Raw genomic sequence first — 19,778 nt, 5'->3', positions numbered from 1 at the left:
ACAAACATAAACGTCTATGGACTAATAACCCATAGACGTTATTTTTTATTAAGCGAGGTGAAATTAGTGGATTACAAAAACATAGGAGACAAGATTCAAAATGCAAGACGAAGGAAAGGGATATCTCAGGAAAAACTTGCAGAAGAACTAGACATCAGTGTTTCATACATAGGTCAGATAGAGCGAGGGGCAAGACAGCCTTCGGTACACATACTGGAAAACATAGGAGAAGTCCTAAACATTCCGTTTGCAAATCTAATCTGCAATCTAAACAAAGAGGAAGAAATCAACTCCCTATGGAACGAGGAAACAGAAAACCTTTCAGAGAAAGAGAAACAATCCATACTTTCAATACTTCAAATGCTACTGGAGTTACTGAATTCAAATAGAACAAGACAGCCGTAAAACAGGACAGCAGGGCAAAGTCCCTGTGTCATTTGTCCAAGGCAAACTTTGCCCTCATTTCACCAAAAAACAGCCATTTTCACACAGCACAAGCATGCCTAGTGGAATGGTCAAGCTACGTCAACACAGGCTCAGAAAGGGCGAAAGCGACTATTTTCAAGCAAGAAAAAAGACACTCAAAGCAACTCTAAAGTTTGCCCCGAGTGTCTATTCTATGGAGATGAGGGGATTTGAACCCCTGTCCGAAAACCCATCCATAAGAACTTCTCCCATCACAGTCAGTCTTTTAACATTCCCTCGTTACACCCCCGATTGACAGGCTGTGTACCTTGGTAGCTTCATGAATCTTTTTACGCCGCAAAGCTTAAGCGAAAAAGTGCCCCGCCTAGTCGACGCCGGTAACTCTGACAGCGAGAGATCAGAGGCCGACGGCTGCCGCAATTAGGCAGCGATTGCTAATTTATTATTGTCTTTTCTTTTTAAAAAAGTTTCCGGCTTGATGACGCAGTTAACCGGCCTGCGGATGGCTATCCCTATTTTCAAGACTCCCGTCGAAACCATTACATCCCCCTAATAAAAAGGTTCATTGAGCAATTATAAGGTAAGGTTACGAATTTTAAAGTCTTTTTCAGCTTGCCGCTTCTGATCATTTTTTGCAATGGTATCCCGCTTATCATAAAGTTTCTTACCTTTTGCCAAGGCAATATCAATTTTAACCAAACTGCGGTCAAAATAAAGCTTCACAGGAACAACGGTATACCCAGCGGCTTGACTTTCTTGGGCAATTTTTCGAATCTGGTTTTTATGAAGCAAAAGCCTTCTTACCCTGAGAGGATCCTTATTGAATATATTACCCTGTTCATAGGGGCTAATATGCATATTGTAGATAAAAGCTTCTTCGTTTTCAATTCGGATAAAGCTTTCTTTTAAGCTACATTTGCCCGCACGCAGACTTTTTACTTCAGTCCCAACCAAAGAAATCCCAGCCTGAAATACTTCTTCGATAAAGTAGTCATGGTATGCTTTTTTGTTTTGTGCAATTAGCTTAGTACCGTTTCCCTTTGCCATAAAGAACCCTACACTTTCCTTTTATCAATGAATTGATGAGAAATATCTCATAAGGATGATACCATACTTTTGTGAAAAACGCAAATGACAATCATATTACAATTTTAAGAAAAGTTGGTAATTTTCTTACTTTTTTCGAAAAAAAACTCCAGTAAAAAACCTTTTCTTAAAAGATTCTAAAAATTCTTTCTTTTTTTGAGAAAAAGCAATATAATAGGCCAAGTGTCGCTTTTTTTTAGAAGATAGAAGTTAAGGAGGAAAAAATGAAAAAGAGATTTTTAGGGATGTTGGTATTTTTCTTATCCCTTACTTGGTTAGTACCGATTTACGCTGGGGCGGAGTCTTACCCCTATTATATAACAGTAAATTTGACTCAGAATATCGTAACGGTATATAATATGGACGAAGAAGGAAGGTATACTTTGCCAGAAAAAGCTTTTTATTGCTCTGGTGGGGAAGAAACTCCCGTAGGAACTTTCCATACATCAGATAAATATGTTTGGCGTCCTTTGTTTGGAGATGTATATGGGCAATATGCGACCAGAGTTACGGGGCACATATTGTTTCACTCTGTTCCATACCTACAGCAAGATAAAAGCACTTTAGAATACGAAGAATATAACAAGTTAGGGGAAATAGCATCTATGGGGTGCATTAGAATGACAGTAGAAGACGTGAAGTGGATTTACGACAACTGCCCATCAGGTACAAGTGTAAAGATGTATAGAAGCAACGAGCCAGAACCCCTTGAGCCGACAAAGCCTCAAAAAATTGATCTAAATGATACTAGAAGAAATTGGGACCCCACGGACCCTGATCCAGCCAACCCATGGAAAAAAGGGAATGAAGTAATAGAAATGGGTATGCAGAGCGGGGCTTTTATCCGTAAAATTGATGTGGATTTTCGAAACGGAAATTATGCCTTAACGGCTGACGATGCCCAGTTGGTATTTGGAAACTTAGGTGTGACTTTAGTTTTACCCCAGTACACAGAAGGTTTGGAGGAAGAAGGTAACGTTGAAATTTTATTTCAGCGCCACAAATACAAGGTCTCTTACGTAAAGAATGATGGAAAAGTATATTTCAATTTGAGAGATTTAGCCGAAATAATAGGTGTGAACGTAAGAAAGGAGGAAGCTCTTGGGGAGATAGACCTGGAGTATAACGGTACAACGGGGGTAAGCTTGTTGAGATTATTTCCCTGGAAAAACGATTCAAATCAGTCCATAAAATCCGCTGCATTGGCAACGGAATAAGAATATTTTCTAAGTAAAAGGGATGAGGGGAAACATGAATATAAAGAAAACGGCTATAATCGTTTGCGTTTCTGCAGCGATGATATGCGGTACCATAGCTCTTTCTATGTGGCTGACGAAGGAGAGAGAGATGGAAATGGAGGTTTCAAACCCAAAACAAAGAACAACAGGGCAGGAACAAACAAAAGTGTATGGCGAAGGGGAGAACATACCTTTATATTACGATGATGAAGATATTTTGCTTTTGCCTGTGCGCAATGTGGCCCAAGGCTTAGGGGGTACTGTGACTTGGGACAAAGAGTCAAAAGACATTACCATAGGCTATAAGGGAAAAAAGTTGGTTTTTGAGACGGGAACGAAAATGGCGGAAATGCATGGGTACAAGGTTACAATGCGTGAGGAACCTCATACCATAAATGGCTGTCTTTATGCGGAAGCCTCAATACTTTCCGACTTTTTCTCAACAGAAGTAAATTGGGATAGTGAAAAAAGGCAAATTTCGTTAAATTCAAAAGGCAGCTCCAGACCCATTGTGGCATACAATGTGTTGCAAGGGCAAGACGGAAACAAAGATTACATCTTGGAGATTCCTGTTATTATGGGGCTAAATGATATTAATTACGAAAAAGGATTGAATAAAGAAGTCGAGGATGAAGTGAAAACCCTAGTGGAGGAATTTATTCTAACAGAAGGAGAAAACACTTTTTACATGCAGGTGGAAAAGGGGTTTATCAGTGGTGATTTTCTATCCATCTGCTGGAAAGGCGTTAAAGGAAATCAACCGTTTTTCAAGACTTTCAACATTGATTTGAGAGAACAAAAGCGAATTGAAATCTCCGATGTGTTAACGGAAGATGGTATTCGAGAACTGAAAGAGCGTGGCGAATTAACGGAAAGTTCTATTTTTTACATTACCCAACGTAAAGAACTGGCCATATTAGATACAACCAATGAGGAAAATCTTACGATTTTACTTCCTGCTGATGGTGCACTACTGGGAGGGCAATGGAAGCCCAAGTATCAGGCTTTGTTCCCTGGAATCATGTAACATATCTGAAAGCTTCAGCATAGTTCATATACAGCACTCCCCCCTCGGGGGATCGTTCATATAGGTGCTGTGGCTTCGCCAAAAAAGGAAAACAAAGTTCTTTAGGGATGGTTTGCAAAGGATAGCATATCAAATTATTTATGGTTCAAATTTTTTTAGTAGGGTAGGGTGTTTTATGGACCTCAAATTAATATGGTTTTTAAAGTCTATTAAATAGGAAGCTTTTCATAAAAGTACCCTTAGTCTTGATGGATAGAGATTACCCAGCCATAAGTTTTTCTTATGAATGAGGATTGATTTTCTAAAATCCATAAGTTTTATGTATATTTATTTTTCGCGTAATCTCTCGTGTATTTTATGTTTTGTTTAGAAATTAGGGCTGGTTTTCTTTTTGGGGACCAGCCCTAAAAGTATCTTTAAATGTATTTTGAGCTGGAATAGAATGTTTTTAAAATAACAATAAATTACTTATAAAACAGGAAATATAAAAATTTCTAAATGAAAATCTGGGGCATGTCGATGTTGAATTTTGAAGAAAGAATGAGTATTTCCCGAAAATCAAGGCTTCTGGCTTGTGATTTTATGTTTACCTTTCGAGGAGAGAAAAAAAGAAAAGGCAAGAAGATTTTTACATAATTTTACATAAAATGTAAATATATTTCTATTTTTACATTCTTGTTTTTCATTGGAAATAAAAAAAAATGAAGTTAAAATAACTTAAAAAAATTCATTGATATTACATTGTCAAACAGTTGTAAAATATGCTTTTTCAATGCGGTATATGTCGATAAATAAAATAACTTGTCTGACATAAAAATAGCTGAATTTCTGCAGTTTGTTTTAAAAATGCATAAATATATTTATTTTTGGTAGAAAGTATTAAGCAAAGCTTACAAAAAACATTTTGTTAGAAACATAACGCTGAAAATTTTTTTAATAGTTGAAAAGAGAAACGTTTGATTGTATAATGAACGAGTAAAAAAACATCCGTATTTTTAGATGGGAAGATTGACAATTGTCTGACAATGACTATGATAAATCTCTACCATTCTATGGAGACGGAGGGGACTTGATCTGAGAACGGCAGACAGGTTTTCCCTGGCAAAAAACAGACTAATTTTAATTTGTAAGGAGGAAGTACGAATGTCTAAAGTAATGAAAACAATGGATGGTAATGAAGCTGCTGCATACGCTTCCTATGCGTTTACTGAAGTAGCAGGCATTTTCCCCATCACACCCTCTTCCCCAATGGCTGAAAAAACAGATGATTGGGCGGCAAACGGTAAGAAAAATCTTTTTGGTCAGACTGTAAAAGTTGTAGAAATGCAGTCCGAAGGTGGCGCTGCCGGTACTGTACACGGTTCCTTAGCTGCAGGTGCGTTGACAACAACATACACCGCATCTCAGGGCTTGTTGCTGATGATTCCAAACATGTACAAAATCTCCGGTGAATTACTTCCCGGCGTATTCCATGTAACAGCACGTGCATTGGCTGCACAGGCATTGTCTATCTTCGGTGATCACTCCGACGTTATGGCTTGCCGTCAGACAGGCTTTGCTATGTTGGTATCAAACAGTGTTCAGGAAGTTATGGACTTGGGCTGTGTTGCTCACTTGTCCGCAATCAAGGGTAAGGTTCCTTTCTTGCACTTCTTTGATGGTTTCAGAACCAGCCACGAAATTCAGAAAATCGAATGTGTTGATTATGATGAATTGGCTAAAATTATCGACATGGATGCAGTGAATGCATTTAAGAGAAATGCATTGAACCCTGAACACCCTGTAATCAGAGGTACAGCTCAGAACCCTGATATCTATTTCCAGGCACGTGAAGCTGCAAACAAATTCTATGATGCACTTCCTGCAGTAGTAGAAGAATACTTAGGTGAAATCAACAGAATCACAGGTAGAGACTATAAATTATTCAACTACTATGGTGCTCCCGATGCTGACAGAGTTATCGTAGCCATGGGTTCTGCTTGTGAAGCAATTGAAGAAACCATTGATTACTTAGTAGCAAAAGGCGAAAAAGTTGGTTTGGTTAAAGTTCACCTGTTCAGACCTTTCGTTGCTGAAAAATTGTTAGAAGCAATTCCTAAAACAGTTAAGAAAATTGCTGTTTTGGATAGAACAAAAGAACCTGGTTCTCAGGGCGAACCTTTGTACATGGATGTTTGTACAGCAATGTTCGAAGCGGAACAGGCTCCCGTTGTTGTTGGTGGACGTTATGGCTTAGGTTCCAAGGACGTTACGCCTGCACAGTTTATCGCTGTATACGCAAACTTGACTCAGGATAAACCTAAGAACCACTTCACAATCGGTATCGTTGACGACGTTACAGGTCACTCCTTAGAAGTTGGTAAGGAAATCAGCGTTACAGAAGGCGACGGCACAATTAGCTGTAAGTTCTGGGGTCTTGGTGCTGATGGTACAGTAGGTGCGAACAAGAACTCCATCAAGATCATTGGTGACCATACAGATATGTACGCTCAGGCTTACTTTAGCTATGACTCCAAGAAGTCTGGTGGTATTACACAATCTCACTTACGTTTCGGCAAAAAGCCTATTCGTTCTACATATTTAGTTAAGACAGCGCACCTCGTAGCTTGCCATAAGCAGGAATACGTTTACCTGTATGACATGGTTACAGAGTTAAACGATGGTGGTACATTCTTATTGAACACCAACTGGACTCCTGCTGAATTGGACGAAAAGCTTCCTGCAAACTTGAAGAGACAGCTGGCAGAAAAGAATGCTAAATTCTATATCATCGATGGTACAGCAATTGCGGCTGAAATCGGTTTGGGCAACAGAATCAACACTGTTCTCCAGTCTGCATTCTTTAAGCTTGCAAACATTATCCCCATCGAACAGGCTATCGATTACATGAAATCTGCGATTAAGAAATCCTACGGCAGAAAAGGTGATACTATCCTTAACATGAACTACGCTGCTGTTGACAAAGGCGTAGAAGGTCTTGTTAAAGTTGAAATCCCTGCTGATTGGGCAAATGCTGTTGATACAGAAGTTGCACAGACAAGAAAAACAACAGATTTCGTTAAGAATGTTGTTCAGCCTATGAACGCACAGGAAGGTGACAAACTCCCTGTTTCCGCATTCTCTGGTAGAGAAGACGGTACATTCCCTTGCGGTACAGCTGCATACGAAAAACGTGGTGTTGCAGTTGACGTACCTGAATGGATTCCTGAAAACTGTATTCAGTGTAACCAGTGCTCCTATGTATGTCCTCATGCTACAATCAGACCTGTATTGGTAACTGAAGAAGAATTGGCTAAGGCTCCTGAAGCTTTCAAGGCTGTTGCTGCTAAGGGTGCAGGTTTTGGCGAACTGAAATTCAGAGTTCAGGTTTCTCCTTTGGATTGTATGGGTTGCGGCAGCTGTGCTGTAGTTTGCCCTGCTCCTAACAAGGCTCTTGTAATGCAGCCTTTGGCTAGCCAGGAAATCGAAATCGCTAACTGGGATTTTGCCATTGACGAAGTAGCTCCTAAGGCTAACCCTATGAACAAAGCTTCCGTAAAAGGCAGCCAGTTCGAACAGCCTCTGCTTGAGTTCTCTGGTGCTTGTGCAGGTTGTGGTGAAACACCTTATGCTAAATTAGTAACTCAGTTGTTTGGCGATAGAATGTATGTTGCAAATGCAACAGGTTGTTCCTCCATCTGGGGTGGTTCCGCTCCTTCTATGCCTTACACAGTAAATAAAGATGGCCGTGGTCCTGCTTGGGCTAACTCCTTGTTCGAAGACAATGCTGAGTTTGGTTTAGGTATGGCAACAGCTGTAAAACAGATGAGAGAAGGTATCAAGGATAGACTTGAAACTTTGAAATCCATCGATGCTTCTTTTGCTGGTGTAGTTGACGAATGGATCGCAACAATGAAAGACGGCGAAAAATCCAGAGCGGCTTCCGATGCATTGGTTGCAGCTTTGAAGGCTTACAGTGGTACAGATGCAGAAGCAAAGAATATCATTGCTCATGTTCTTGAAAATCAGGATCAGCTGGTTAAGAAGTCTCAGTGGATCTTCGGTGGCGACGGTTGGGCATACGATATCGGCTACGGCGGTTTGGATCACGTATTGGCTTCCGGCGAAGACGTAAATGTTCTTGTATTCGATACAGAAGTTTACTCCAACACAGGCGGTCAGTCCTCTAAGGCTACTCCGGTTGGTGCAGTTGCTCAGTTTGCGGCTTCCGGTAAGAGAATTAAGAAAAAAGACCTTGGCATGATGGCTATGAGCTATGGTTACGTTTACGTTGCTCAGGTTGCTATGGGCGCTGACAAGAACCAGGTAGTAAAAGCTTTTATGGAAGCTGAACAGTATGACGGTCCTTCTTTGATTATCGCTTACTCTCCTTGTATCAACCACGGTATGAAGGGCGGCATGAGTGGTGCTCAGAATGAAATCAAACGTGCTGTTGAAGCTGGTTACTGGCATATGTTTAGATTCAACCCTACTTTGAAAGAAGAAGGCAAGAATCCTTTCACATTGGATTCCAAGGAACCTACAGCAAGCTTCAAAGAATTCTTGTTAAGTGAAGTTCGTTATAGCTCCTTAAAGAGAACATTCCCTGAAGAAGCAGAAGCGCTCTTTGCAGAGTCCGAAAGAAATGCGAAAGAAAGATTGGAAAGCTACAAGAGATTGGCTAACCAGTAATCTCAAAAATGGTTTTAACTTTAGGCGAGAGGCATAGCTTCTCGCCTTTTTATTTTGCTGTTTTGGCTCCAATAAATTATCATCTAGCTGGTGGAGTTGTATGATTATACCAAACCCCAATAGCTAATTATCAATAGGAAATGTTGTAATATAGACTATTTCGGAAGAGCTTGAAATGCGTCATAAGACCTATGACATAAAGCCCTTTTAAGGCAAGTTGAATCACCAAGAAGGGTATAAGACTTACTAAGCAACGAAATAAACTGGAAAAATTGGAAAAAAAAGCTTAAATTAAAAGAATATTAAGAAATACTAACAGACATCTTAGAATTTGACCGTTATAATAATACATATGAAAAAATCTGAGGAGGCAAAAACATGGCTTTATCAAAGAAAAAGAAAATTATACTGGCCGTTGCAGGCTTGATTGTTGTAGCTCTTGGCGCCAAAGCTGCGCTAGGGGGGAGCAAGGAACCTGCGGGGACTATGGTTAGTACCTCTTTTGCAGAAACACAAGATGTGGAGGAGATTTTAAAGCTCAAAGCAGTTTTAGAAGGGACAGAAAGTACAGAGGTTGTATCTAAGTTACACTACGAAGTAAAGGAATTATTGGTAAAAGAAGGTGATAAAGTAAAAAAAGGCCAGCTATTGGCTGTTTTGGACAGCTCGGATATTGCAGATCAAATGAGTTTAAGCCAGGGCGATCAGGCTTTGTTGAAAAAACAACAGAAAGAGCTTCTAGAGGACAGACAGGAAGAATACGATAAAGCCAAAAAAGAGTTTGACGATGTTAAGGGATTATTCGATATTGGTGCGGCCAGCCAAACTGAATATGATGACGCAAAAAGGAAGCTTGATGGCATTTCGGCAAAGGATGGCGTTGCAGTTTTAACAGATGCGGAAAGACAGACTTTGGAAAATTCAAACCGCAAGGTAAGCATTGAGGCAAAAACTTTGCAGGATTGTCAAATTCGTAGTATGATTGACGGTACGGTAACCCGTGTAAATACAAAGGTTGGGCGTTTTGCAGACGATACGGAAGATGAAAAACCCATGTTTGTCATTGAGAATATTGATAAGCTTCAGATGAAAGTCTTGGTCAATGAAACGGATATTGCTAAGGTGGAGATAGGCCAGAAAGTAGATATCACAGCGGATATTTTAAAAGGCGAAGTGGTTGAGGGTGTTGTATCTCGTATTTCTCCAACCGGGGAAAGTAAAGATGCCAACTCCACGGAAAGAGTTATTCCAGTTTACATAGAAGTAATTGGCGAAAATGATAAGTTAATCGCAGGTATTACTGCGAAAGCCACAATTTATATTGCAAAAGTTGAAAAAGCATTAACAGTACCTTATGAAGCGGTTAGCGAATTAGAAGATGGATCTACCGTTGTTTATGTTGTTAAGGAAGATAACACAATTCAAATCGTGCCTGTTACAGTTGGTTTAGAAACCGACCTTCTGATTGAAATTCGCAGTGGAGAGTTAACCGAGGGCCAGCAGATTGTTCTGAACCCCAGCCTTGAGCTGACGGAAGGAATGTCCGTTATTCCTCAGTAGGAGGTGCGTTATGAAGGAAATTATTAAAATAGAAGAATTAAATAAGATTTATGATACGGGTGCAATTCAAGTGCATGCCTTAAGAGATGTGTCTCTTTCTATCAGTGAAGGAGAATATGTTGCTATAATGGGACAATCAGGATCAGGTAAATCCACCTTAATGAATATCTTAGGTTGTATGGACCGACATTTTGAAGGAACTTATTTACTGGACGGAATTTCTATTGTTGAGCAGGGGGAGGATGACCTTTCGGGAATTAGAAACAAAAAGATTGGATTTGTCTTTCAGGCGTTCCAGTTGATTCCCCGAACATCTGCCCTAAAAAATGTGGAGATCCCTATGGTTTATGGTGGTATGAAGGCGGATGACAGAAAAGCAAAGGCCACATCGTTACTGGAGAAGGTTGGTTTGGGGGAGAGGGTTCATCACTTGCCCAATGAACTTTCTGGTGGGCAAAAACAAAGGGTTGCAATTGCAAGGGCATTAGCCAATGACCCCGCTCTTATTCTTGCTGACGAACCAACGGGGAACTTGGATACCCGTTCATCCCATGAGATTATGGACTTCTTCACTAAGCTAAATGAGGAAGGGGCAACGGTTGTAGTTGTTACCCACGAAGAAGATATTGCCCAATGTACCAAAAGAATCATTCGCTTTCAAGATGGGCAGCTTGTAAGCGATGAAAAGGTGGTGAAAGAGGGATGATATTTGAGAATATTAAGTTAGCGATGTTCTCCATCCGTGCCAATAAAATGCGTTCCTTTTTGACCATGCTTGGTATGATTATTGGTATCAGCTCTGTGATTGCCATTGTTTCTTTGGGTGATACCATGCGAAGTATGGTAGCGGGGGAGTTTGAAACTTTTGGCAAGGGTTTAGCTTTTGCTTATATTATGTCGGAGGATGGTGTCTACACCGAAGATCATCTGTTTACAAAAGATGAGGCGGAAAAGTTAAAGGAAGCTATGGATGGGCATATTACATATGTTGGTTTTAGTCCTTCTGAGAGGGTTGATATAAAGGTTGGCAGAAAAATAGAAACTGTTAAAATATCAGGATTGGCAGAAAATCCAACAGAAATGAAAGATCCGAAAATCATTTACGGGCGTATGCTCAATGACAAAGATATTATAGGAAAGAGAAAATTTGTTGTTATTGAAAATACAACGGCTTTAAGTGTTTTTGGTCAGGAAGATGCTGTGGGTAAAACCTTGAAGACAACCATTAATAGACAAGCGGAAGAACTATTGGTCATTGGTGTTTTTCAGAATACTGACTCTGCCCTGAAGAAGTTGCTGAGTGGAGGTGCCTTTGCGGAGGCGTTTGTTCCGGAAAGTATTATGATTAAGGCTGATGAACCACAATGGGGTCTCTATTTCTGTATGGATGAAAATCAGGATATGACTCAGTTGCAAAATCGTATTCTGTCCTATATTGCAAGAATGAAAAATCAGGATATTGAAAGTGTAATGTGCGATTCTGCACAAGAAGAAATGAGTTCCATTGATGGTGTATTAGGTTCCCTTTCTGCAGTTGTTGGTGCTATTGCGGCTATTTCCTTGGTAGTAGGTGGTATTGGTATTATGAATATCATGCTGGTATCTGTAACAGAAAGAACAAGAGAAATAGGTATTAGAAAAGCCCTTGGTGCCAAAACACGGGATATTATGATACAGTTTTTAATTGAGGCCGCTGCAATCTCTGCGGCAGGTGGTATTATTGGCACGATTTTAGGTATTTCTATTGTGGGCATTGGCGGTATGCTAGTGGGCGTAGGTGTTGTAGTAAAGCCTACGGTTGTTATGATAGCAGTAGCATTCTCTGCTATGGTTGGTTTAGGATTCGGTATGTATCCAGCTAGAAAAGCAGCACAGAAAGACCCCGTAGAGGCTTTGCGGTACGAATAATTTGCATGAGCAAAAACAGTATGCCTATTGATAGGTATGCTGTTTTTTTCGTAGGTGCTTATAATCTTTCAATTGAATATTTTACATTGGCATAGGTTGTGATAAAGTATAAATAACTTAATCAGGTTCGTTTGCTTTTAATTTATACAGTATTTGTAAAAACAAGATTGCAGATTTTACAATAAGAGAATATGATTTTTAGGAATACTAACTTCAGCCTGTGTTATTGATAGTGGGTAACAATATGTCCCGGTGGGACGAAAAAATAATTACCTCTTTTTAATATGAAAAAAATATGGTATAATTAGTTTATATTGGAATGATGTATATAGAATGAAAAGTGTTTTTGGTTTATACCCCTGATAAACATTCAAAGAATTCCTGAAAAATCAAGTTTCGGCTAAGCTGTGACTTTCTTTTTTCTCTCTACAAGTATTTTTCAAAAACTACTACAAAATAATTCGAAATAGAAATAGGAGGTGCAAAATGGATTTTGCGGAAAACTTGAATCAAACAAAGCCCTTTGTGCACCTGCACGTTCATACGGAATACAGCCTTTTGGATGGCTCGGCGAAGATTAAGGAGCTGGTTCAGCGGACAAAAGAGTTGGGAATGGATAGCATCGCCATGACAGATCATGGGGCGATGTTTGGTGCCATCGAATTTTACAAAGCTGCTTTAGAGGCTGGAATTAAGCCTATTATCGGTTGCGAAGTTTATGTGGCATCTGAGTCACGGTTGAAAAAAGATGGCAAGGGTGGTAGTTATAATCACCTGGTTCTTTTGGCTGAGGATAACGAAGGATATCAAAACTTGATAAAACTGGTGTCCTACGGATTTATAGATGGGTTTTATTATAAACCTCGTGTGGATAAGGAACTTTTGAGAAAGTATCATAAAGGCATTATAGCCTCCAGCGCTTGCTTGGCTGGGGAGGTGGCAAGAAATATTTTAACTGTTTCCTATGAACAAGCCAAGGAAGCGGCAATGGAGTATTTAGATATTTTTGGTGAGGGCAATTTCTTTTTGGAATTGCAAGACCATGGTATGCGGGAGCAAAAACAGGTAAATATGGCGCTGGTGCACATGAGCGAGGAAACGGGAATTCCTTTGATTGCCACAAATGATAGTCATTATATTTATAAAGAGGATGCGGAACCCCATGATATTTTACTCTGTATTCAAACGGGGAAAACTGTGCTGGATGAGGACAGAATGCGTTATGAGGGGGAGCAGTTTTATGTGAAAAGCCCCGAGGAGATGTATGATTTATTTTCATATGTCCCCGAGGCATTGGAAAATACAGCAAAGATTGCTGAAAGATGTAATGTGTCCTTTTGTTTTCACGAATTAAAGTTGCCCCAGTTTGATGTACCCCAGGGGAAAACTGCTGAACAGTATCTGAGAGAGGTTTGTCAAGCCGGTTTTGAAGAAAAATACCCCCAAGCAAAGGAAGAGTGGAAAGAACGTTTGGAATATGAACTTTCTACCATAGAGAATATGGGGTATGTGGATTACTTTCTTATTGTTTGGGACTTCATAAAATATGCCAAGGACAATGGAATTATCGTTGGGCCTGGCCGTGGATCAGCGGCAGGTAGTATGGTATCTTATTGTTTATCCATTACAACCATTGATCCTTTAAAATATGACTTGATTTTTGAACGTTTTCTGAACCCAGAGCGTGTCAGCATGCCTGATATTGATATTGATTTTTGTTATGAGCGTCGCCAAGAGGTTATTGATTATGTAATTGCCAAATATGGCGAGGATCATGTTGCGCAGATTATTACCTTTGGTACGATGGCGGCGAGGGCGGCAATTAAGGACGTTGGTCGAGCGTTGGCTATGCCTTATGCCGATGTTGACCGTATTTCAAAAATGATTCCCACGGAGTTGGGAATTACTATTAAAAAAGCCTTGGCTATGAATCCCGATTTACAAAAAGCCTATGAAGCTGAAGAGGATACCCATCGCTTGATTGATACTTCTTTACGTTTAGAGGGGCTGCCAAGACATTCTTCTACCCATGCGGCGGGGGTTGTTATTTGCAAAGAGCCTGTAGTGGAATATGTGCCTTTAAGTGCCAATGACGGCCAAATTAATACCCAGTTTACCATGACCCTTTTAGAGGAATTGGGTATTTTGAAAATGGACTTTCTTGGTCTGCGTACCTTAACGGTAATTCAAAATGCAGTGCAAGAAGTGGAACGTATTCATGGGGTGAAAATTGATATTGACGCAATACCCGATGACGATACTGCGGTATATCAGCTTATCAGTCAAGGGAAAACCGAGGGTGTTTTTCAGCTGGAAAGCGCTGGAATGAAGCAGTTTATGCGTGAGCTCCAACCGAAACGCCTTGAAGATTTAATCGCAGGAATTTCTTTATATCGTCCGGGTCCTATGGACTTTATCCCCAAGTATATTAAGGGGAAAAATGACCCTGAAAATATTCAGTATACCCATGAGAGTTTAGTTTCTATTTTAGAAAACACCTATGGTTGTATTGTATATCAGGAACAGGTTATGCAGATTGTTCGTGATTTGGCGGGATATAGTTTGGGACGAAGTGACCTTGTACGCCGTGCAATGAGTAAGAAAAAAGCATCTGTCATGGCGGAGGAACGAAAGAACTTTGTTTATGGCGTTGGGGATGAAGTGCCTGGTTGCGTGAAAAACGGTATTCCTGCGGAAGCGGCAGAAAAAATATTTGATGAAATGACAGACTTTGCAAAGTATGCTTTTAATAAAAGTCATGCGGCATGTTATGCAGTTGTGGGGTATCAAACAGCTTGGTTAAAAGCCCATTATCCTGTGGAATTTATGGCGGCTTTGATGACAAGTGTTATGGATCATGCAAGTAAGGTTTCCAATTATATTGAGGAGTGCAAAAAAATGGGCATTGCATTATTGCCTCCCGATATTAATGAAGGCTATGGGCATTTTTCCGTTTCCCATGGGAAAATACGGTTTGGTCTTGCGGCAATAAAAAATGTAGGCCGTGGCGTAGTAAACGCCTTGGTAGCTGAACGTGAGAAAAACGGCTTGTTCCTATCTATGACTGACTTTTGCACCCGTATGGAAACGGGAGATATGAATAAACGCAGTATTGAAAGCTTAATTAAAGCTGGTGCTATAGATTCCCTAGGTGGTGCCAGAAGTCAATATATGGCCATTTACAAAAGTATTTTGGATGGAATAGGGCAAGCAAGAAAGAATAATATAGCAGGGCAAATGAATTTGTTCGACATAGATATGGGGGAAGAAAGTTATAAACCCCAAGATGATTTGCCTGATGTGGAGGAATATGCACCACGAGATAAACTAGCAATGGAGAAGGAAGTTTTAGGTATTTATGTAAGTGGCCATCCTTTGGCAGAATATGCAGATAGGCTTCGAAGAAAGATAAGCCATAGCAGTGTTGATTTTCTGCCCGCTGAGGAGGGTGAGGATAGACAACAGGTGGAGGAAGAAACCAAAGTTATTGTTGGCGGTATGGTAGCAGGTGTTTCGGTGAAGTATACGAGAAACAATGATAAGATGGCTTTCCTTACCTTGGAAGATTTTCAAGGAACTATGGAAATTATTGTTTTCCCTAAAGTATATCAGCAATTCTCCCAGCTTTTACAGGAGGAAGCGGTTATACTGATTAAAGGTCGAACAAATGTATCGGCAGATGGGGAGGCAAAGGTTATAGCATCACAAATTCAGTTGCTGCAATTGGAAGAAGAGATTAAGCCGGAGTCACTATGGCTGAAGATAGCTGAAGAAAATGAAGTGCCTTTGGCACAAATTATTTCCGTGCTATTGCAACACAAAGGAGATATCCCAGTTTTTATTTACCAAGAAAGGACGAAGCAAAAGATGAAGGCCGAAAGGAAATATTGGGTAGACGGTTCTTTGGAATTGCAACAGGATTTAAGGCTTTTGTTGGGAGAGGCTAATGTGGTAGCAAAGGACAGTTAGGAGGATGACGTATGGATGAAAAAAACATAGTGAATACACCATATATCTGCGTAAAAGCGTTGGAAAAGGGTGTAAGTATAATCGGGGTTACCCGTGGGGAAGTAACGAAAATTCACCATACGGAAAAGCTTGATAAAGGAGAAGTTCTAATTGCCCAGTTTACGTCTAATACCTCTGCCATTAAAATTAGAGGCGAAGCGGAAATTTATACACAATTTGGTGTGATTCACACTGAAAAATCCGAGAAGGAATCATGAAATGGATAGAGAAATAGTCTCCCAAGGGGGGCCGTCCGTTAAGGTATTTTTGAAAGCAAAGATACAAATTGTTTTTTAATGGGATTGGAGGAATAGGTAATGGAAGTGAAAAAAATTAAAAAAATCGGCGTATTAACCAGTGGCGGAGATGCCCCTGGTATGAATGCGGCCATACGTGCAGTTGTTCGAACTGCTGTTTTTCATGACATTCAGGTAATTGGAATCCGCAAGGGGTATAACGGACTGATTAACGGCGAAATTAAAGAAATGTACAGCAAAGACGTATCAAATGTGATGAACTTAGGTGGAACCATTTTGCATACAGCTCGTTGTCCTGAAATGATGACGGAAGAGGGTATAAAAAAAGCTGCTGCCATTTATAAAATTTTAAGTTTGGATGCACTTGTTGTCATTGGCGGCGACGGTTCTTACAGAGGTATGGTAGAATTGGCCAAGTATGGCGTTAATAGTATTGGTATTCCAGCTACAATTGATTTGGATATGAATAGCACCGAGTACACCATCGGTTTTGATACTGCAGTAAACACAGGGATGGATGCGTTAAACAAGTTAAGGGATACGTCAAGTTCCCATGAACGTTGCTCCGTGGTAGAAGTAATGGGTCGTGATGCTGGATATATTGCGGTATGGTGTGGTATGGTCGGCGGTGCCGAGGATGTTATGTTCCCCGAAGCCAAGGACATTATAGATAGCCAAAAAGTAATTCAGCAAATTTTAGCCAATAGAAGTGTTGGTAAACGACACAATTTAATTGTAGTGGCAGAGGGCGTTGGTGGAACCCAACAATTGGCAAAGGATATACAAGATATTACAGGTATCCAGACCAGGGCCACAATTCTTGGTCACTTGCAAAGAGGTGGCAGTCCCACTGCAGTTGATAGGATGCATGCCTCCATGATGGGTTATCATGCCGTAAAAGCCATTATGGAAGGTAAGGAAAATCAGGTTATTTCTTATAATAAAGGGAGATACGAAGTCATTGGTCTGGAGGAATCCTTGGGGATGGATAAGACTTTGAACCAGGAAATGTACGACGTAATTAAAATACTTGCAATATAACGGACCTAAGAAAGCTCCCACCTATTGAGGTGGGGACGGTTTCTTAGCTTTCAGTGGAGAGTAGAAGCTCTCACTGAAAAGGTGTGAAAGCACCGTCCGTTATAAGTATTTTTGAGAAGCAAAAATACGCATAGTTTTGGTAGACCTAAGAAAGCTCCCACCTATTGAGGTGGGGACGGTTTCTTAGCTTTCAGTGGAGAGTAGAAGCTCCCACTGAAAAGGTGTGAAAGCACCGTCCGTTATAAGTATTTTTGAGAAGCAAAAATACGCATAGTTTTGGTAGACCTAAGAAAGCTCCCACCTATTGAGGTGGGGACGGTTTTCTTAGCTTTCAGTGGAGAGTAGAAGCTCCCACTGAAAAGGTGTGAAAGCACCGTCCGTTATAAGTATTTTTTATGAGGGGAATTTGTTTTTAAGTTGTTTTTCAACTTTACAAATAGCTAAACTGAATATAAAAGAGGAGGTACTGCAATGCGCAGGACGAAAATTGTTTGCACACTGGGACCGGCAACGGACAGTGTAGAAACTATGAAAAAATTAATTCAAAATGGGTTGGATGCTGCACGTGTTAACTTTTCCCATGGCACTTATGAATCTCATGGGGAAATGATTAAAAAGTTAAAACAGGCTAGAGAGGAATTAGGTGCACCTATTCCATTAATTCTAGACACAAAGGGCCCTGAAATTCGTATCAAAACCTTTGCCGAGGGTAAGATCGTACTTGAAGGGGGAGACAAATTCATATTAACCACAGAAGAGGTAGAGGGTACAAAAGAAATTGTGTCTGTGACCTATTCTGATTTACCTAAAGATGTACAAGTTGGCTCTCGCATTTTGATTGACGATGGCTTGATTGAACTTAGAGCAGATCATATTGTAGGGCCAGAAGTTCGCTGTACCGTTGTAAACGGTGGAAAAGTTGGCTCTAGAAAAGGAGTTAACTTGCCGGGTGTTAAAGTAAATCTGCCAGCTTTGACAGAAAAAGATATTGAAGATTTAAAGTTTGGTATTGCGAATGGTTTTGATATTGTGGCTGCGTCCTTTATCCGCTCTGCATCTGATGTTACAAGAATCAGAAAGGTGTTGGAGGAGAATGGTGGGGAAGGCATTCACATTATTTCTAAAATTGAAAACCGAGAAGGGGTAGACCGTATTGATGAAATCTTAGAGGTTTCAGATGGTATCATGGTTGCCAGAGGTGACTTGGGTGTGGAAATTCCTCCCGAAGAAGTGCCTTTGGTTCAGAAGCATTTGATTGCCAAGGCTAACCAACGTAGTAAGCCTGTTATTACGGCAACACAGATGTTAGAAAGTATGGTAAATAGCCCAAGACCAACTAGAGCAGAAGCCAATGATGTGGCCAACTCTATTTTTGACGGCACGGATGCCATTATGTTATCTGGGGAAACTGCGGCGGGGAACTTCCCCATTGAAGCCGTGGCAACTATGGCACGTATTGCGGAAAAAACAGAAAGTAGTATTAACTATAGTAAAATGTTAACCAGACAGCCCGACGGTGTTACAACAAACATTACAAACGCAATTAGTTTTGCAGCTTGCACTACGGCTGCAGAGTTGAACACTGCATGCATTAGTACCATTACCCAGTCTGGCTTTACAGCGAGAATGATTTCCAAACATAGGCCCGTTTGCCCTATTGTTGCTGCGACAATGACCGAGAGAGTTTGGCGTCAGCTGAACTTAGTATGGGGTTGTAAACCCATGCTGCATACGGAACCGCTGGTACAGGGAAAGGTTTTTGATACGGGAATGGATGTTGCCCAAGCCAGCGGGCTTGTGAAAAACGGAGATACTGTAGTTTTAGCATTGGGTATGCCTGTTGGTGTAAGTGGTGCTACAAATACCCTAAGAGTAGATATTGTTGGTGATGTGCTGTGCAAAGGGATTGGTGTAGGATCAAAAAAAGTTAGTGGCAGAGCCAGAGTAATCAAAATGCGTGAGGATATGGAGCGAAACTTCCAAAAAGGCGATATCTTAGTTGCAACAGCTACGGATAATGATTTTATGCCTTATATCCAAAAGGCATCTGCTATTGTCGTAGGTCCTATGGATCATAGCGATGGTTGTCACGCAGAAATTGCAGGAAGAGCATTAAACATTCCAGTTATCATTTGTAATGCAAAAGTGGTGGATTTTATCCCCAATGATGCTTTGATTACTGTGGATGCTTCTTCTGGTTTTGTATGTGCAGGGTTGCCCAACGTGAAACAAAAAGCATAGATTCGTTTAATATGATGAAGGTCATATCGTTGAGATATGACCTTTTGTTATCTAAAAATTAAAATAGAAATTTTGAATATGTCAAAAATATATTATATTTTTTGTTTATTTTGCCACATATGACAAATGTCCAGAGTGTAATACTTATAAAGTGGGTGTATTTGCATAAAGCAAATAGAAAAAAATATAATTAAATAGGGAGTTTCTTATTTTGATATATTGACAGGCAAAAGAAACAATGCTAACATTATGAACAAGGATTCAAGATATTGAATATCATCAAGATATTAAATTCTTATTGGATCCCTAAGTTTA

12 protein-coding genes and 1 other RNA gene are annotated in these 19,778 nt (G+C 40.2%); 11 read left to right on the top strand and 2 right to left on the bottom strand.

The genetic code is table 11. The features are described from left to right. Positions 1 to 66 precede the first annotated feature (66 nt). Positions 67 to 405, top strand: coding sequence for a helix-turn-helix domain-containing protein (locus RBQ60_RS12035; protein ID WP_307883938.1), 339 nt, complete (start codon positions 67 to 69; stop codon positions 403 to 405). Positions 406 to 617: 212 nt separating this feature from the next. Here the strand turns inward: RBQ60_RS12035 and ssrA are convergent. Further along, positions 618 to 975: a transfer-messenger RNA gene (gene ssrA / locus RBQ60_RS12030) on the bottom strand. A 24-nt stretch (positions 976 to 999) separates the two neighbouring features. Then, a complete protein-coding gene (gene smpB / locus RBQ60_RS12025; protein WP_307883937.1) occupies positions 1,000 to 1,473 on the bottom strand; it encodes an SsrA-binding protein SmpB in 474 nt (157 codons plus the stop codon). Positions 1,474 to 1,736: 263 nt separating this feature from the next. Here smpB and RBQ60_RS12020 point away from each other — a divergent pair, with 263 nt between their 5' ends. The 10 genes from RBQ60_RS12020 (at position 1,737) to pyk (ending at position 19,463) form a co-directional block, all read left to right on the top strand. Then, a complete protein-coding gene (locus RBQ60_RS12020) occupies positions 1,737 to 2,729 on the top strand; it encodes a L,D-transpeptidase (RefSeq protein WP_307883936.1) in 993 nt (330 codons plus the stop codon). A gap of 34 nt (positions 2,730 to 2,763) precedes the next feature. Further along, positions 2,764 to 3,777, top strand: a complete 1,014-nt coding sequence (locus RBQ60_RS12015) for a copper amine oxidase N-terminal domain-containing protein (protein WP_307883935.1) — start codon at positions 2,764 to 2,766, stop codon at positions 3,775 to 3,777. A gap of 1,143 nt (positions 3,778 to 4,920) precedes the next feature. Continuing rightward, positions 4,921 to 8,448, top strand: coding sequence for a pyruvate:ferredoxin (flavodoxin) oxidoreductase (gene nifJ / locus RBQ60_RS12010; protein WP_307883934.1), 3,528 nt, complete (start codon positions 4,921 to 4,923; stop codon positions 8,446 to 8,448). Positions 8,449 to 8,826: 378 nt separating this feature from the next. Next, positions 8,827 to 10,008 carry an efflux RND transporter periplasmic adaptor subunit gene (locus tag RBQ60_RS12005; RefSeq protein WP_307883933.1) on the top strand — a complete coding sequence of 394 codons (1,182 nt, stop codon included), beginning with the start codon at positions 8,827 to 8,829 and terminating at the stop codon, positions 10,006 to 10,008. Positions 10,009 to 10,018: 10 nt separating this feature from the next. Then, a complete protein-coding gene (locus RBQ60_RS12000; RefSeq protein WP_307883932.1) occupies positions 10,019 to 10,714 on the top strand; it encodes an ABC transporter ATP-binding protein in 696 nt (231 codons plus the stop codon). Then, the gene (locus RBQ60_RS11995) at positions 10,711 to 11,916 is read left to right on the top strand and encodes an ABC transporter permease (RefSeq protein ID WP_307883931.1); all 1,206 of its coding nucleotides are present in this window, start codon (positions 10,711 to 10,713) and stop codon (positions 11,914 to 11,916) included. Before RBQ60_RS12000 ends, RBQ60_RS11995 begins: the two co-directional genes overlap by 4 nt. A gap of 486 nt (positions 11,917 to 12,402) precedes the next feature. Beyond that, a complete protein-coding gene (locus RBQ60_RS11990) occupies positions 12,403 to 15,885 on the top strand; it encodes a DNA polymerase III subunit alpha (RefSeq protein ID WP_307883930.1) in 3,483 nt (1,160 codons plus the stop codon). 11 nt (positions 15,886 to 15,896) lie between these two features. Then, positions 15,897 to 16,142 (top strand): trp RNA-binding attenuation protein MtrB, encoded by a 246-nt coding sequence (gene mtrB / locus RBQ60_RS11985; RefSeq protein ID WP_307883929.1) that lies wholly within the window; start codon positions 15,897 to 15,899, stop codon positions 16,140 to 16,142. Positions 16,143 to 16,241: 99 nt separating this feature from the next. Then, positions 16,242 to 17,222, top strand: a complete 981-nt coding sequence (locus tag RBQ60_RS11980) for an ATP-dependent 6-phosphofructokinase (RefSeq protein WP_307883928.1) — start codon at positions 16,242 to 16,244, stop codon at positions 17,220 to 17,222. Between the two features lie 471 nt (positions 17,223 to 17,693). Beyond that, entirely contained in the window at positions 17,694 to 19,463 is a 1,770-nt protein-coding gene (pyk, locus tag RBQ60_RS11975; protein WP_307883927.1) for a pyruvate kinase, read from the top strand. The last annotated feature ends 315 nt before the right edge of the window (positions 19,464 to 19,778 follow it).

Origin of the sequence: Anaerotignum sp. MB30-C6, from assembly GCF_030908465.1 — a bacterium.
GTDB lineage: Bacteria > Bacillota > Clostridia > Lachnospirales > Anaerotignaceae > Chakrabartyella.
The sequence above is the reverse complement of the archived record's forward strand: the minus strand, read 5'-3'. Positions and strand labels throughout refer to the sequence as shown.

Bases quoted from the DNA above. Each gene is read 5' to 3' on its own strand.
- RBQ60_RS12020 (WP_307883936.1), top strand. From the start codon at position 1,737: ATGAAAAAGAGATTTTTAGGGATGTTGGTATTTTTCTTATCCCTTACT.
- pyk (WP_307883927.1), top strand. From the start codon at position 17,694: ATGCGCAGGACGAAAATTGTTTGCACACTGGGACCGGCAACGGACAGT.
- RBQ60_RS12000 (WP_307883932.1), top strand. From the start codon at position 10,019: ATGAAGGAAATTATTAAAATAGAAGAATTAAATAAGATTTATGATACG.
- RBQ60_RS11990 (WP_307883930.1), top strand. From the start codon at position 12,403: ATGGATTTTGCGGAAAACTTGAATCAAACAAAGCCCTTTGTGCACCTG.
- RBQ60_RS11980 (WP_307883928.1), top strand. From the start codon at position 16,242: ATGGAAGTGAAAAAAATTAAAAAAATCGGCGTATTAACCAGTGGCGGA.
- RBQ60_RS12015 (WP_307883935.1), top strand. From the start codon at position 2,764: ATGAATATAAAGAAAACGGCTATAATCGTTTGCGTTTCTGCAGCGATG.
- RBQ60_RS11995 (WP_307883931.1), top strand. From the start codon at position 10,711: ATGATATTTGAGAATATTAAGTTAGCGATGTTCTCCATCCGTGCCAAT.
- mtrB (WP_307883929.1), top strand. From the start codon at position 15,897: ATGGATGAAAAAAACATAGTGAATACACCATATATCTGCGTAAAAGCG.
- RBQ60_RS12005 (WP_307883933.1), top strand. From the start codon at position 8,827: ATGGCTTTATCAAAGAAAAAGAAAATTATACTGGCCGTTGCAGGCTTG.
- nifJ (WP_307883934.1), top strand. From the start codon at position 4,921: ATGTCTAAAGTAATGAAAACAATGGATGGTAATGAAGCTGCTGCATAC.
- smpB (WP_307883937.1), bottom strand. From the start codon at position 1,473: ATGGCAAAGGGAAACGGTACTAAGCTAATTGCACAAAACAAAAAAGCA.